This is a genomic window from Pseudonocardia sp. TMWB2A (assembly GCF_017312135.1).
The window spans coordinates 3,633,735-3,648,510 of sequence record NZ_QKQY01000002.1 but is presented as its reverse complement, the minus strand read 5'-3'; the positions used below and the strand labels follow the sequence as shown (position 1 = coordinate 3,648,510).

Below are 14,776 nucleotides of genomic sequence, written 5' to 3'. Positions count from 1 at the left end.
CACCGGGGGGCAAACGTCGCGCCGGCTCAGGTCGACCAGGCCTGGGCGGCGTCGGCGAGGGCCTCGGCGACCCCGGGGGGCAGCGGCCCGGACCCGCGGTCGGCGGCCGAGAGCGCCCCGGTGACGCGGCCGTCGTGGCGCAGCGCGACCGCGACGGCGACGGCGCCGGGCAGCAGGGTGCCGCTCGCGCCGCGTTCGAACCCGTCGGCGCGGATCCGGGCGCAGGCGTCGAGGAGCGCGGCGGCAGCGCCGGGGTCGCCCTCGTGCGCGGCGAGCGCGACCCGTTTGCGCTCGGCCGGGCCGAGGTGGGCGAGCAGGACCCGGCCGGCCGCGGTGTCGGGCAGCGGTGCGCGGACCCGGGCCGACAGCGCCACGTCGAAGCCCTCGTCGGCGCCCGCCCAGTCGAGGTAGACGGCGTCGTCGCCGATCCGGGCGGCGAGCAGCACCGGCAGCCCGGTGTGCCGGGCGAGCTGGTCGAGCGCCTCGTGCGGGATCGCCGGGACGGGTGGTTCCCCCGCTCTCGCCGCGAGCATCCACGGCGCGGGGCCCAGGGTGTACCGACGGTCGCGGTCGTCGAGGTAGCCGGTGGCGACGAGGCCGTCGACGAGCTTCTGCACCGAGGACACCGGGGCGCCGACGCGGCGGGCCAGCTCCGACAGGGTGCTGCCGTCGGGTCGGCGTGCGGCGGCCTCCAGCAGACCGGCCACCCGGTCCACGGTCCGGTGGTGGTTACGCATATGGGTAAGACTAGCTCGCAGGAGCGAGAGAAGTTAGCCATGCTCATGGAGAACGTGATGGCGAGCGACCGAGGGGAGCACGACATGGGTGGCGCACTGGACGGGCTGCGGGTGATCGACCTGGCGTCGGTGGTCATGGGCCCGTACGCCTGCCAGATCCTGGGCGACCTGGGCGCCGAGGTGATCAAGATCGAGCCACCGGCCGGGGACATGACCCGCCGCACGCTGCCGCAGCGCAACCCCGGGATGGGCGCGCTCGCGCTGAACGTGAACCGCAACAAGCGCTCGGTGGCGCTCGACCTCAAGACCGACGCCGGCCGCGCGGTGCTCGACGACCTGCTCGACACCGCCGACGTCCTCGTGACGAACATGCGCCCGGGTGCGCTGGACCGGCTCGGGCTCGACCCCGGTCGGGTCGCCGAGCGCTTCCCGCGCCTGGTCCAGGTCCGCGCGCAGGGCTTCCGCAGCGACTCCGAGCTCGCCGACCGCGCCGCCTACGACGAGATCGTGCAGGCGTCCTCGGGGATGGTGGACCTGATGCGCCGGGCGACCGGCACCCCGTCCTACGCGCCGACGATCCTGGCCGACAAGGTGTGCGCGCTGACGATCGCCTACTCCACGCTGGCCGCGGTGATCCACCAGCGGGCCACCGGCGAGGGGCAGCTGGTCGAGGTCCCGATGACCGACACGCTGCTCGCGTTCAACCTGGTGGAGCACCTGTCCGGGCACACCTTCGTGCCCGCGGAGGGCCCGACCGGGTTCAACCGGTCGATGGCCGCCGGGCACGAGGCCGTCGCGACGAAGGACGGCTGGGCCTGCATCCTGCCCTACACCCCGCGCAACATCGCCGACTTCTTCACCGCGGCCGGCCGCGACGACCTCGCCGCCGACGAGCGGTTCGCCACCTCCCCCGCGATGGCCGCGCACCAGCCCGAGCTGTACGCGCTGATCGGCGAGCTGGCCCCGCAGCGCACCACCGACGAGTGGGCGCGGCTGTGTGCGCGGCACTCGGTCCCGTTCGCGCCCGTCCTCGCCGTCGACGACGCCGAGACCGACCCCTACGTCACCGACGGCGGCCTGCTCACCGAGGCCGAGCACCCCACCGAGGGCCGCTACCGGTCCATCGGCTTCCCGGTCCGGTTCACCGCCACCCCGGGCGGGATGCGCACCCCCGCCCCCGCGCTGGGCGCCGACGGCGCCGACGTGCTGCGCGAGCTGGGCCGCACCGACGACGAGATCGCCGCCCTGCAGGAGCAGGGGGTGCTCGCCCGATGACGACCGCCGTGCCCGCCACTCTGGAGGAGTCATGACCGCACCGCTTCCCGCCGACCTCTTCGGCTACGTCGACCTGCTCGCCCCCGAGGAGCAGCAGATCCTCGCCCGGGTCCGCACCTTCGCCGAGGAGAAGATCGCCCCGATCGCCGACGACTACTGGGACCGCGCGGAGTTCCCGCACGAGCTGATCCCGGGGTTCGCCGAGCTCGACGTCGTCGGGCTGGCGCGGGAGTGGCCCGACCGGCCCGCCCACTCGCGGCTGCTCACCTCGTTCGTGTCGATGGAGCTGTCCCGCGTCGACCCGTCGATGGCGACCTTCTTCGGGGTGCACGCCGGGCTCGCGCTGACCTCGATCGACCTGTGCGGGTCACCGGAGCAGAAGGACCGCTGGCTCCCCGCCATGCGCCGGATGGAGAAGATCGGCGCGTTCGCGCTGTCCGAGCCGCACGGCGGGTCCGACGTCGCGGGCGGGCTGGAGACCACCGCCCGCCGCGAGGGCGACGAGTGGGTGCTGGACGGCGCCAAGCGCTGGATCGGCAACGGCACCTTCGCCGACCTGGTGGTCGTGTGGGCCCGCGACGTGGCGGACGACTCGGTCAAGGGCTTCGTCGTCGAGAAGGGCATGCCCGGGTTCACCGCCACCAAGATGGAGGGCAAGCTCGCGCTGCGCACCGTGCAGAACGCCGACCTCACCTTCGACGGCGTGCGCGTCCCGGAGGCGAACCGGCTGCCCGGCGCACAGACCTTCGCCGACACGAACCGGGTGCTGCGGGTGACCCGGGGCGGCGTCGCCTGGAACGCGGTCGGCGCGATGGCGGGGGTCTTCGAGCTGGCCCGCGACTACGCGGTCGAGCGCGTCCAGTTCGGGCAGCCGATCGCGTCGTTCCAGCTGGTCCAGGACCACCTCGTGTCGATCCTGGGCGCCGTCGTCGCCTCGCTGGGGATGGCCGTGAAGGTCGCCCAGATGCAGGACGACGGCACCTTCCGCGACGAGCAGGCGGCCCTGGCCAAGCGGCAGGCCACGCTGATGCTGCGCGACGCGGTCGCCCGGGCCCGGGAGGTGTTCGGCGGCAACGGGATCCTGCTGGAGAACAAGGTCGGCCGCTTCTTCAACGACGCCGAGGCCCTCTACTCCTACGAGGGCACCAAGGAGATCAACACCCTGGTCGTGGGGCGCGCGGTCACCGGGATCGGGGCGTTCGTGGGACGGCGGCCCGCGAAGCACTGAGCACCGCCAGGGCGTCGCGCAGCGCCCGCAGCCCGGTGACGGCGGGGTCGTCACCGGGCAGCGCCGCGAGATGGGCGTCGACGCACTCCTGGTACAGGCCCGCGAGGTGGTCGGTCAGCAGGGTCCAGGCCGCGACCCGCTCGCCGAGCGCCCCGTCGCGCCACCGCAGCGCCGCGGCGGCCAGGTCGCGGTGGGCGCCGTCGTAGGACGCGACGGCGGCGTCGTTGCGGCCGATCTCCCCGGTCACGAGGGTGTGCAGGAACCGGACCGGGAACAGCACCGTCTTGGTGACCGCCCGCGGCCCACGGGCCAGCAGTGCCGCCGGGTCGGCGACCCCGGCGAGCCAGGCGTCGTCCACCCGCTCGACGAGGAACTCCGCCGAGCCGCGGACCAGCTCGTCGTGGGTGGGCGGCACGGCGCCGTCGCGGACGTCCGTGCCGTGGCGCAGCACGCCCGAGTCGAGCAGGTCGAGCCGGTCGACGGCGGGCAGGCGGGCCGGGCGGCCGCCGGGGCCGTGGCGCACGGTGTCCGGGTCGGCCCAGAACACCGAGAGCCGCTCGGCGAGCCCGTCGGTGCCCGCGGCGGCGTCCCGGGCCGCGGCGACGACGTCGTGCACCCGCGAGGCCGTGCCGCCGCCGGTCTCCCGCAGCACCAGGGCCAGGTCGACGTCGCTGACGGCGGGGGCGAACCCGCCGTGCGCGAGGCTACCGAGCGTGTAGGCCGCCACCAGGTCGTCACCGAACTCGCGGCGGCCGCGTCGGTCGCCGCGGCCAGCACCGCCTCGCCCCGCTCGTCGTCCGCCACCGGTCCAGCCTGCCACGCGGGACCGCCGGACGACCGCCGGACGAACCGGAGCGCCCACCCGTCCCACCCCGGGTTGCGCACCTGCGGCACCCGGGGATGATCACCGCGTGCTCTACATCGGACCGGTGGAGATCCCCGGGTCGGACGACCACGAGGGGTTCGTCAGCGCGGACACCGCCGACGGCCGCGCGACGGGGATCTGGACCGACGCACGCCGCGCCCCGGCCGTCGCCTACCGCGCGGCCTGCGAGTGCGGCTGGCGCGACGACGTGCCGTTCGTGCCGGACCGGCTCGGCCACTCCGCGGCGCTGCGCGCGTTCGTGGACCACCACTTCACCCCGGTCACCGGCTCCCCCGCGCTCGACCCGGCGCGGCACTTCCTCCCGGCCTGGGCCGCCGTCGTCGTCGCGCGCGAGCTCGCGCCCGCGATGGCCTGAACGCCCGGTTCGTGCACCTGCGGCCGGTTGTCGGCAGACTGCGAGGATGTCCGCCCCACACCGCCACGCGGCCCCCGACGTCACCCGCTCCACCCCCGTCCTGGTCCTGCGGATGCTCGCGACCGCGTCCGTCGTCGTCCTGGCCTGGCAGTTCGTGACCGCCGCCGGCCTGTTCACCGGCGGCGACGTCGGCCCGCACGGCACCGGCGCGATCGTGCTGCACGTCGTCACCGGGCTCGCCGCGGCGGCCGCGGTGTGGCTCCGCGTCGTCACCGCCGGTGCGTGGTGGCCGTCGGTCCTCGCCGTGGCGGTCTTCGCGTTCACCTTCGTCCAGGCGTGGTTCGGCGACATCCCGGGCCTGATCGTGCACGTGCCCGGGGCGATGGCACTCGTCGCCGGGTCGGTGTGGCTGGCCGCCTGGTCGTTCCTCCGGGCCGGCTGACCGGCCCGGACGGCCAGTGACGTGGGTCACCCGAACCACGTGGCCGCTCCGTCCGAACCCGACCGGGGTGGTCCGTCCGATTCGGCGCGCGCGATCACGACACCCCCCATACCCTCGACAGGACCCGGCCCGGCGGTGCCCTCGGCCCCCGACCGGGTCCGGACGCCGACGTCCGGCCGCTCACCACCCCAGGCGACCCGACGGGAGGCCGCGCGATGTTCGTGGAGACCGGGCAGGACCGGCGGCTCGAGCACGTCCCCACCCACCCGGACTGGGTCGCGGAGATCCGCGGCCGGGTCCGGGCCCACGTCGACGAGACCGTGCGGCTCCGGTGCGCCGAGCACGTGCACTCGATGCGCGGTGCGGACTTCGTCGCCGGGGTCCTGAGCGACTTCGTCGGCCGCGGCAAGTACCTGCGGTCGATGTTCGGATACCTGGGCTGGCGGGCCGCCGCCCCGGACTCCCCCGCCGCGCTGGCGGCCGTGTCCGGGCTGGAGCTGCTGCACGCCTTCGCCCTGCTCCAGGACGACGTCATGGACCGCTCGCAGCTGCGCCGCGGCCGGCCGACGGTGCATGTCCAGCTCGCCTCCTGGCACCGCGGCCAGGGCATGTCCGGCTGCCCGGACCGGTTCGGCGAGTCCGGCGCGGTGCTGCTGGGCGACCTGTGCCTGGTGTGGGCCGAGCAGGCGATGCGCGAGAGCGGGCTGCCGCGTGCGGTGCTCGACCGCGGCTGGCCGCGCTACGACGAGATGCGCTCGGAGCTGGCCGTCGGACAGTTCGCCGACCTGCTCAACGAGGCCCGCCGCGTCCCCACCCTCGACGAGGTGATGGACGTGCTGCGCCGCAAGTCCGGCAACTACACCGTCCGGCGCCCGCTGGAGCTCGGCGCCGCGATGGCCGGGGCCGGACCGGAGCTGCTGGCGGCGCTCGGCGACTACGGGACGATGGTCGGCGAGGCCTTCCAGATGCGCGACGACGTGCTGGGCGTGTTCGGCACCGACGCCACCGGCAAGTCCGCGGGCGACGACCTGGCCGAGCGCAAGGCCACCAGCCTGGTCGTGCTGGCCCGCGAGGTCGCCGGACCGGCCACCCGGGGCGCCCTCGACGCGCTGCTGCACGGCTCCGACGAGGCCGACGGCCCGGTCGACGTCGCCGCGGCGCGGGTGGCGATCGAGTCGACCGGGGCCCGCCGCCGCATCGAGGAGCTCATCGCCACCCGGGTTCAGGGTGCGCTGCGGCTCGTCGACGGCGCGGTCGCCGACGGGGTGCTCGGCGACGACGTCGCCGCGGTGCTGCGCGCGATGGCCGTGCGCTGCGCCGACCGGGTCTCCTGACCGGGCTCACCCCCGCGAGTGGCTGCGGTGCAACAGGATGCGACCCGACGCGCCGTGCGACGCCGGCGGTCCTAGGCTCGCGGACATGGCCGACCGTTCCCCGTCCCGTCCCACCCGCCCCGGAACCGTCGGCCGCGGCGGCCTGCCCCGCGAGCAGGTCCCGTCGCACTTCGACGACGGCGCGGCCGACTACGACCGCCTGGTGGGGATGAACCCCGGCTACCACGACCACCTGCGCGCGTCCGCGGCCCGGATGCGGCTCCCCCGTGACGGGGCCGGGCTGCGTCTGCTCGACGCGGGCTGCGGCACCGGAGCCTCCACCGCGGCACTGCTCGGGGTCGCCCCGCGCGCCGAGATCGTCGCCGTCGACGCCTCGGCCGGGATGCTCGAGCGCGCCCGCACCAAGCCGTGGCCGGCGTCGGTGCGGTTCGTGCACTCCACCGCCGAGACCCTCGCCGAGAACGGGGTCGAGGGCCCGTTCGACGGGATCCTCGCCGCCTACCTGCTGCGCAACCTCGACGACCCGGACGCCCAGCTGCGCCGCTTCCACGACCTGCTGCGCCCGGGCGGGGTGCTCGCGCTGCACGAGTACTCGGTCGCCGACTCCCCCCGCGCCCGGCTGTCCTGGCACGCGGTCTGCTGGGGGATCATCGTGCCGCTCGGCCGGATGACGACCGGCGAGACCGCGCTGTACCGGCACCTGTGGCGCAGCGTGAACACCTTCGACGGCATCGGCCGCCTGCGCGACCGCGTGCGCGCCGCCGGGTTCGACGCCGTGCACTCCGAGACCATGACCGGCTGGCAGAACGGCGTCGTGCACACCGTGCTCGGGACGCGGTCGTGACCGCCCGCCCGACCGACCCGCGCCGCGTCCGCCACGAGCCCGCCGGTGGCCTCGGCGACGCCGGGCAGCTGGGGCGGCGGCCGCGGGCGGTCGTCGTCGGGGGCGGGATCGCCGGGCTGGCCGCGGCGACCGGGCTGGCCGAGCGCGGCGTCGTCGTCGAGGTGCTGGAGCGTGAGCCCTACTTGGGCGGGCGGGTCGGTGGCTGGTCGGAGACGCTGCCCGACGGCACGCCGGTGTCGATGAGCCGCGGCTTCCACGCCTTCTTCCGGCAGTACTACAACCTGCGCGCGCTGCTGCGCCGCGGCGACCCCGGGCTGGAGCGGCTGGTGCCGCTGGAGGACTACCCGCTCGTCGACGCGCAGGGGCGCCGGGACACCTTCCGCGGGCTGCCGCGCACGCCCCCGTGGAACGCCGTGCTGTTCGCGCTGCGCAGCCCCACGTTCCGCCCGTCGGACCTGCTGCGGCTCGACGCCCGCGCCGCCGCGCCGCTGGCCGCGGTCAGCGTGCCCGGCATCTACGAGGCGATCGACCACGTCGACGCGCAGAGCTTCGTCGAGTCGATCAACTTCCCGCCCGCGGCCCGGCACCTGGCGTTCGAGGTGTTCTCCCGCAGCTTCTTCGCGCCGCCCTCGACGATGTCGGCCGCCGAGCTCGCGACGATGTTCCACATCTACTTCCTCGGCTCCTCCGAGGGCCTGATGTTCGACGTGCCCGACGCGGGCTTCGACACCGCGCTGTGGGAGCCGCTGCGCCACTACCTGACCACCCGCGGCGTCACGTTCCGGACCGGGGTCGAGGTGTCCTCGGTGGAACGGTCCCCGGTGGACGGTGTCGGCAGTGGACGGTTCCACGTGAATCATCGCGACGGCGGCGGCAGCGAGGCGGACGCGGTCGTGCTGGCCACGGACGTGCGGGGGCTGCGCGACATCGTCGCCGCCTCCCCCGGCCTGGGCGACCCCGCGTCGGCCGTCGACGGGCCGGACGTGCTCGCCCGCTGGCGCGACGACGTCGCCGCGCTGGGCAGCGCCCCGCCGTTCCTCGTGCAGCGGCTCTGGCTCGACCGGCCCGTCGACGCGACCCGGCCGCCGTTCCTCGGCACCGGCGGGCTCGACCCGCTCGACAACATCTCCGTGCTGGACCGCTACGAGCGCGACGCCGCGGGCTGGGCGGACCGGCACGGCGGGTCCGTCGTGGAGCTGCACGCCTACTCCGCGGCCCCGCCCCCGGGCGTCGACGACGACACCTGGACCGCCGACCTGCGCCGGCGCTCGGTCGCCCGGCTGCACGAGCTCTACCCGGAGACCGCGGGCGCCGGGGTGGTCGGCGAGCTGGTGCAGTGGCGGGCGGACTGCCCGATGTTCGGGGTCGGCGACTTCGCGCGGCGGCCCACCGTCGCCACCCCCGTCGACGGCCTGGTGCTGGCCGGCGACGGCATCCGGATCGACCTGCCGGTCGCGCTCATGGAGCGTGCCGCGAGCACCGGCTGGCAGGCGGCGAACCGGCTGCTCGCCGGCTGGGGCCTGGCCGGCCACCCCCTCGAGACCGTCCCCACCAGCGGCCGCCTCGGTCCGCTGCGGCGCGCCGCCCAGTACGCGATGCGCACCTGACACCCGTCGAAGGACACCACGTCATGACCCTGCTCTCCCGTCTCACCGCGAACTGGCCGTCCCACTGGCCGCTGCAGCCGCTGCCGTCGCAGAAGTGGGCGGCCCAGAAGCCCACCTACGCCGGCGCGGACCCGAAGCTGATCTCGGCCGCGCTGGAGCGGGCGCAGGCGCGCCCGTCGGGGAACTGGTTCGTGGTCGCCGCGAGCCGGGAGGTCCGCGGCGACCGGCCGCTCGGCGTGCGCATCGGCGGGGTCGAGCTCGTCGCGTGGCGGGAGGAGGACGGGACGGTCCGCGTGGGTCCCGGCGCCTGCCCGCACCTCGGTGCGCCGATGGCGCTGGCGGCCGTCGACTGCGGCGAGCTGGTGTGCCGCTGGCACGGGCTGCGCCTGGGCGCCCGGTCCGGCCCCGGCTGGGCGGTGCACCCGGTCCACGACGACGGGGTGCTCGTCTGGACCCGGCTCGACGACGTCGGCGGTGAGGAGCCGACCGACGCCCCGGTCGTCCCGGCCCGCCCGGCCGGCGCGGTCCTCGACGCCGTGACCACCCTGACCGGGGTGTGCGAGCCCGAGGACATCGTCGCCAACCGGCTCGACCCGTGGCACGGCGCCTGGTTCCACCCGTACTCGTTCCAGAAGCTGACGGTGGACTCCGCGCCCGCCGTCACCGACGTCGCCGAGTCCGACGACCGCTTCCTGGTCACCGTCACCTTCAAGGTCGGGCCGGGGCTCGGCGTCCCGGCGCGGGCGGAGTTCGTGTGCCCGGAGCCGCGGACGGTGGTGATGCGCATCGTCGAGGGCGAGGGCGTCGGCTCGGTCGTCGAGACCCACGCGACCCCGCGCGGTACCGACCGCGACGGGCGGCCGCGGACCGCGGTGATCGAGGCCGTCGTCGCCGGGTCGGACCGGCCCGGGTTCTCCGTGGCCTCGAAGCTCGCCCCGGCGATCCGCCCGGCGATGGCCGCGGCCGCCGCCCGGCTGTGGCGCGACGACCTCGACTACGCCGAGCGCCGCTACGCGCTGCGCGCCCGGTAGGACCGTCAGCGCTGGGCGAAGCGGCGCCGGGCCACGGTGACGGCCAGCACCGAGACGACCGCCACCGACACCATGAAGTACGCCGGTGAGACCGGCGACCCCGTCGTCTCGAGCAGGGTCGTGAACACCAGCGGTGCGGTGCCGCCGAACAGCAGGACGCCGACGTTGTAGGCGATCGACATCCCGGTGACCCGCACGTTCGTCGGGAACAGCGAGCTGAGCAGGGCGGGCAGCGGCGCGAAGTAGAACGCCAGGACCAGACCCAGGACGGCCTGGAACAGCGTCAGCCCGAGCACGCTGGGCCGGTCGCTCAGCAGCGCGAACATGGGGACGAACAGCACCGCGCCGCAGACGCCCGCGGCGCCCATGATGGGGGTGCAGCCGACCCGGTCGGCGAGGCCCCCGATGAGCGGGGCGGCCACGAGCACCGTGGCGCCACCGATCGCACCCCCGATGTAGGCCGCGTAGCTCGGCAGCCCGAGGTTCGCGATCGCGAAGGTGGGCATGTAGAGCAGCAGGTACATGCTGACCGTGCCGAGCCCGACGCAGCCCGCGGCGGTGACGATCCGCAGCCGGTTGCTGCGCAGCGTCTCGCGGATCGGGGACTTGACGGTCTCGGCCGCCCGGAACTCCGGGGTGTCGTCCATCCGCAGCCGGATGTACAGCCCGACCGGGCCGATCAGCAGGCCGACCGCGAACGCGGTCCGCCATCCCCCGGAGTAGAGCTGCTCCTCGCTCAGCCCCGTGGTGAGCAGCAGCCCGACGACGGCGGCGAGCAGCAGCGCCGCACCCTGGGTGGCGGACTGCCAGCTCGCGTAGAACGCCTTGCCGCGGCGGGCGTTCTCGGTGACGAACGCGGTGGCCGAGCCGAACTCGCCGCCCGCGGAGAAGCCCTGCAGCAGGCGGGCGCCGAGCACGAGCACGGCGGCGCCGACCCCGATCTGTGCGTGCGTGGGCGCGAGCGTCAGCACCAGCGTGCCCACGAACATCAGCACGATGGTCAGGTTCAGCGCGGCCTTGCGCCCGCGGCGGTCACCGATGTTGCCGATGACGACGGCGCCGATCGGACGGATGACGTAGGAGATCGCGAACGTGCCGAAGGTCAGCAGCAGCGCGACGAACTCGCTCTCCGCGGGGAAGAACAGGGCGCTGATCACGACCGCGAAGTAGCTGTAGATCATGATGTCGTACCACTCGAGGGCGTTGCCGATCGAGGCGGCGACGACGGCGCGGCGGGACGTGCGCCGGTCCGCGCCCGGGATGACGGTGGACCTGTCGTCGAGGCTGGCCATGGACGATCACTCCTCGTGCCGGAGGGACGGTGGTGGTCGTGCGTCATGACCGGTCGACGGGCCGTGGTCGGTCCCCTCGTCGACCGGGGTGGTGCTGCGCCGCACCGGGTCAGGTGCGGGCGCGGTCCGGGCGGCCGGTGGACCGCCGCAGCGCGAGCGCGGCGAGCAGCGCCGCTCCGTCCGGGAGGACGTCGTCGGAGAACTGCGCGTGCGCCGAGTGGTTGTAGGAGGCCGCCTCCGCGGGGAGCGCGGCCGGCCGGGCCCCGAGTGCCGCGAAGCAGCCGGGGACGTGCTGGAGGACCTTCGAGAAGTCCTCCGAGCAGGCGAGCGGGTTCGCCAGGTGCCGGAACCGGTCCGGGCCGAACTCGGTGGCCACCGTGGCCGCGAGCAGGGCGGCCTCGTCCGGGTCGTTCTCGGTGACCGGGTAGAGGGTGACGACCTCGACGTCGGCCCGGACCCCGTGCGCGGTGGCGATCCCGCGGGCGAGCTCGTCGACCAGGGCCAGGCAGCGGTCGCGGGTGGCCGCGGAGAACGTGCGCAGCGTGGCCTCCAGGCGCGCGGTCTCCGGCACGACGTTGGCCTTGGTGCCGGCGTGCAGCGACCCGACGGTGAGCACGACCGGGTCGAACACGTCGAACCGGCGGGTCACCATGGTCTGCAGCGCGGTCACCAGCTCCGCGACGGCCGGGACGGGGTCCGCCGCGAGGTGCGGCATCGACCCGTGCCCGCCGCGCCCGGTGATCGTCACGTGCACCTCGTCGGTGGCCGACATCAACGTCCCGGGCCGGGTCGCGAACTCCCCCGGCTCGAGGTCGGCGGAGAACACGTGCAGCCCGTAGGCGGCGGTGACCGGGCGGCCCGCGGCGTCGAGGACCCCCTCGTCGATCATGTGCCGGGCGCCGTCGAAGTTCTCCTCGCCGGGCTGGAACATGAGCACGACGTCGCCGGCGAGCTCGTCGCGGCGGTCGGCAAGCAGCCGGGCCGCCCCGACGAGCATCGCGGTGTGCAGGTCGTGCCCGCAGGCGTGCATCACCCCGTCGGTGCGGGACCGGTAGGCGACGTCGATCTCCTCGTGCACCGGGAGGGCGTCCATGTCGGCCCGCAGCAGCACCACGGGGGCGTCGTCGTCGGAGTGGGTGCCGCGCAGGACGGCGGTGACCGAGGTGCACGAGGAGCCCTGCCGGATCTCCAGCGGGAGCCCGTCGAGCGCGTCGAGCACCTTCTGCCGGGTGCGGGGCAGCTCCAGGCCGATCTCGGGGTCGGCGTGCAGCTCGTGGCGGAGGGTCACCAGGCCGTCGCGCATCCGCCGGGCCGCCCGCAGCGTCGTGCCGCCCACGGTGCTCACGGTGTCGGTCACGGCGGCGCTCAGAACGCGCCGGCGTAGGCGTTGAGCGCCGGCTGCCCGCCGAGGTGGGCGTAGAGCACGGTCGAGTCCGGCCCGATCTCGCCGGAGCGGACCAGGTCGATCAGCCCGGCCATCGACTTCCCCTCGTACACCGGGTCGATGATCATGCCTTCGAGCTCGCCGGTGAGCCGGATCGCGTCGATCGTGGACGGCACGGGGATGCCGTAGAGGTCGCCGGCCCAGCCCTCCAGCACCGAGATCTCGTCGGCGCGCAGTTCGCGGTCCAGGCCAATGAGCTTCGCGGTGCTGCGGGCGATCCGCTCGACCTGGTCGCGGGTCTTCTCGATCGTCGCGGAGGCGTCGATGCCGATCACCCGGCGCGGCCGGTCCTGCTCGGCGAAGCCGGCGATCATCCCCGCGTGGGTGGACCCGGTGACCGAGCAGACGACGATCGTGTCGAAGAAGACGCCCAGCTCGGCCTCCTGCTGTGCGACCTCCCGGGCCCAGTTGGCGAAGCCCAGCCCGCCCAGCGGGTGCTCGGAGGCGCCGGCCGGGATGCCGTAGGGCGTGCCGCCCGCGGCCCGGACCTCCTCCATGGCCCGCTCCCAGGAGTCGCGGATGCCGATGTCGAACCCGGCCGGGTCCAGCCGCACGTCGGCGCCCATGATCCGGGACAGCAGGATGTTGCCGACCTTGTCGTTGACCGCGTCCGGCCAGTCGACCCACTTCTCCTGCACCAGCCGGGCCTTGAGCCCGAGCTTCGCCGCGACGGCGGCGACCTGGCGGGTGTGGTTGGACTGGTAGCCGCCGATCGAGACGAGCGTGTCGGCACCGGCGGCGAGTGCGTCGGGGACGATGTACTCGAGCTTGCGGGTCTTGTTGCCGCCGTAGGCCAGCCCGGAGTTGCAGTCCTCGCGCTTGGCCCAGATCGAGGCCCCGCCGAGGTGGGCGGTCATCCGGTCCAGCGGGTGGACCGGGCTCGGGCCGAACAGCAGCGGGTGGCGCGCGAAGTCGTCCAGTGACACGTCGGTCTCCTGACCTGGTCGGGGTGGGTGGGCTCCGGGTGCCGCGTCCGCTCAGGGACGCAGTGTCAGCCAGTTGTCGCGGTTCGCGCGGGCGGCGCCCTCGGCGTCCCCCGCGCGGGCGAGCTCGACGATCCCGGCGTGCTGGGCGACCGAGGACCGGCCGGTCAGCGACGCGAACCGGGACCGCTCCATCCGCCGCAGCAGCGGCGTGACGTCGTCGAGCACGCTGGTGACCCGCCGGTTGCCGCACCGGAGGACCAGCACGCCGTGGAACGCGTCGTCGGCGGCGATCGCCGCGTCGACCTGACCGGCGGCCAGCGACGCGGCGAAGTCGTCGTTGGCCGCGACCATCGCGTCGAGGTCGGCCGGGGTCAGCACGGGTACCGCCTCGCGGGCGGCGAGCTCGTGCATCGCGGCCGCCACCGCCTGCGCCTCGACGGTGGCGCGCACGTCGAGCGCGCTCACCGTGGTCGAGCTGCCGGGGCGGACGCTGACCAGCCCGATCTGCTCGAGCCGGGCGATCGCCTCGCGCACCGGGGTGCGGGAGACGCCGAGCCACTCGCACAGCTCGGCGTCGTTGAGGCGCTCCCCCGGTTCGAGCGTGCCGTCGACAATCGCCGCACGCAGCGTCCGGAACGCCTGGTCGCGCAACAGCATGCGGTCGGTTCCGGCGGCACGGGACGGGATGGGCATGGCTCGACGGTATCCGATATTTCGGATGTAGGTAAGAGTCATTCTGGATGTGGGTTGCTGTCCGGGGCATCGGGGCGGGTGGGGGCAGGGCCGGGGCGGCGGATCGGGCCGGGCGGAGCCGGGGCGGAACGATCATGATCAGTTTCTCGGAACGGATCGGTGCCACATACGGCACCGATCCGCTCTCTCGTAGCGATCTTGGAGCTGTCCGGACCCGAGTCGTCCGCGGCCCCAGGGCCCGGCGGGAACGGACCGCGCACCAGGCCTGCCGAGGTGGGGACAGCGCGGCGAAGCCCGGGGCGGGGGCGGGTCCGGGATCGCGGGCCTGGCGACCAGGCGAGCCGGGCGGTCGGACCGGGACGGACGAGCCTGGCGGGGCCGGGCGGTCGGACGAGGCCGAGTGGGGCCGGGCGCCCGCGAGCCGGACCGGACGCGCACATCATGATCGGCACCACGGAAGGGATCGGTGCCGCATACGGCACCGATCCCTTCCCGGACGACGATCATGAGCCCCGCCCACCCTGGAGCGTCCACGAAACGCGCAGCGGGTCGCGGACGCGGACCGCGCGACGGACATCGTCGCGCACAGGGACCGCAGAGCGGATGCAGGCGACTGCGGACCGGGCTCGGGACGGGTGCCGGCAGGGACTCAGACCCGGCCGGACCGACGGACGCGGGCAAG

At 74.8% G+C, this 14,776-nt stretch carries 14 protein-coding genes; 8 read left to right on the top strand and 6 right to left on the bottom strand.

Features of this window, described 5'->3' with window-relative positions; genetic code table 11:
- Positions 1-26: 26 nt before the first annotated feature.
- A complete protein-coding gene (locus DMP17_RS31670) occupies positions 27-737 on the bottom strand; it encodes an IclR family transcriptional regulator (RefSeq protein WP_226357003.1) in 711 nt (236 codons plus the stop codon).
- A gap of 57 nt (positions 738-794) precedes the next feature.
- Here DMP17_RS31670 and DMP17_RS31665 point away from each other — a divergent pair, with 57 nt between their 5' ends.
- Both DMP17_RS31665 and DMP17_RS31660 read left to right on the top strand, forming a co-directional pair.
- Positions 795-2,012 (top strand): CaiB/BaiF CoA transferase family protein, encoded by a 1,218-nt coding sequence (locus DMP17_RS31665; protein WP_226357002.1) that lies wholly within the window; start codon positions 795-797, stop codon positions 2,010-2,012.
- A 31-nt stretch (positions 2,013-2,043) separates the two neighbouring features.
- Positions 2,044-3,240 (top strand): acyl-CoA dehydrogenase family protein, encoded by a 1,197-nt coding sequence (locus tag DMP17_RS31660; protein WP_226357001.1) that lies wholly within the window; start codon positions 2,044-2,046, stop codon positions 3,238-3,240.
- Here the strand turns inward: DMP17_RS31660 and DMP17_RS31655 are convergent.
- The gene (locus DMP17_RS31655) at positions 3,194-4,060 is read right to left on the bottom strand and encodes a hypothetical protein (RefSeq protein ID WP_337831454.1); all 867 of its coding nucleotides are present in this window, start codon (positions 4,058-4,060) and stop codon (positions 3,194-3,196) included. The genes DMP17_RS31660 and DMP17_RS31655 overlap by 47 nt on opposite strands.
- 91 nt (positions 4,061-4,151) lie before the next feature.
- Here DMP17_RS31655 and DMP17_RS31650 point away from each other — a divergent pair, with 91 nt between their 5' ends.
- From DMP17_RS31650 to DMP17_RS31625, 6 genes are all read left to right on the top strand, one after another.
- A complete protein-coding gene (locus tag DMP17_RS31650) occupies positions 4,152-4,481 on the top strand; it encodes a hypothetical protein (RefSeq protein ID WP_226356999.1) in 330 nt (109 codons plus the stop codon).
- A gap of 46 nt (positions 4,482-4,527) precedes the next feature.
- The gene (locus DMP17_RS31645; protein WP_226365236.1) at positions 4,528-4,923 is read left to right on the top strand and encodes a hypothetical protein; all 396 of its coding nucleotides are present in this window, start codon (positions 4,528-4,530) and stop codon (positions 4,921-4,923) included.
- A gap of 215 nt (positions 4,924-5,138) precedes the next feature.
- On the top strand, positions 5,139-6,257 hold the full coding sequence (locus DMP17_RS31640; RefSeq protein ID WP_226356997.1) for a polyprenyl synthetase family protein: 1,119 nt from the start codon (positions 5,139-5,141) through the stop codon (positions 6,255-6,257).
- Between the two features lie 85 nt (positions 6,258-6,342).
- Positions 6,343-7,101 carry a class I SAM-dependent methyltransferase gene (locus tag DMP17_RS31635; protein ID WP_226356996.1) on the top strand — a complete coding sequence of 253 codons (759 nt, stop codon included), beginning with the start codon at positions 6,343-6,345 and terminating at the stop codon, positions 7,099-7,101.
- Positions 7,098-8,708: an FAD-dependent oxidoreductase gene (locus tag DMP17_RS31630; RefSeq protein WP_337831453.1), complete on the top strand. Its 1,611-nt coding sequence runs from the start codon at positions 7,098-7,100 to the stop codon at positions 8,706-8,708. The genes DMP17_RS31635 and DMP17_RS31630 overlap by 4 nt, the downstream gene beginning before the upstream one ends.
- A 23-nt stretch (positions 8,709-8,731) precedes the next feature.
- Positions 8,732-9,739: a DUF5914 domain-containing protein gene (locus DMP17_RS31625; protein ID WP_337831452.1), complete on the top strand. Its 1,008-nt coding sequence runs from the start codon at positions 8,732-8,734 to the stop codon at positions 9,737-9,739.
- Between the two features lie 5 nt (positions 9,740-9,744).
- Here DMP17_RS31625 and DMP17_RS31620 read toward each other — a convergent pair whose 3' ends face one another.
- The 4 genes from DMP17_RS31620 to DMP17_RS31605 form a co-directional block, all read right to left on the bottom strand.
- Positions 9,745-11,031 (bottom strand): MFS transporter, encoded by a 1,287-nt coding sequence (locus DMP17_RS31620; RefSeq protein ID WP_226356993.1) that lies wholly within the window; start codon positions 11,029-11,031, stop codon positions 9,745-9,747.
- A gap of 109 nt (positions 11,032-11,140) precedes the next feature.
- Positions 11,141-12,334, bottom strand: coding sequence for a M20 metallopeptidase family protein (locus tag DMP17_RS31615; RefSeq protein ID WP_337832761.1), 1,194 nt, complete (start codon positions 12,332-12,334; stop codon positions 11,141-11,143).
- A 62-nt stretch (positions 12,335-12,396) separates the two neighbouring features.
- Positions 12,397-13,401 (bottom strand): 1-aminocyclopropane-1-carboxylate deaminase, encoded by a 1,005-nt coding sequence (locus DMP17_RS31610; RefSeq protein ID WP_337831451.1) that lies wholly within the window; start codon positions 13,399-13,401, stop codon positions 12,397-12,399.
- Positions 13,402-13,452: 51 nt separating this feature from the next.
- Positions 13,453-14,094, bottom strand: a complete 642-nt coding sequence (locus DMP17_RS31605; RefSeq protein ID WP_337831450.1) for a GntR family transcriptional regulator — start codon at positions 14,092-14,094, stop codon at positions 13,453-13,455.
- Between the last annotated feature and the right edge of the window lie 682 nt (positions 14,095-14,776).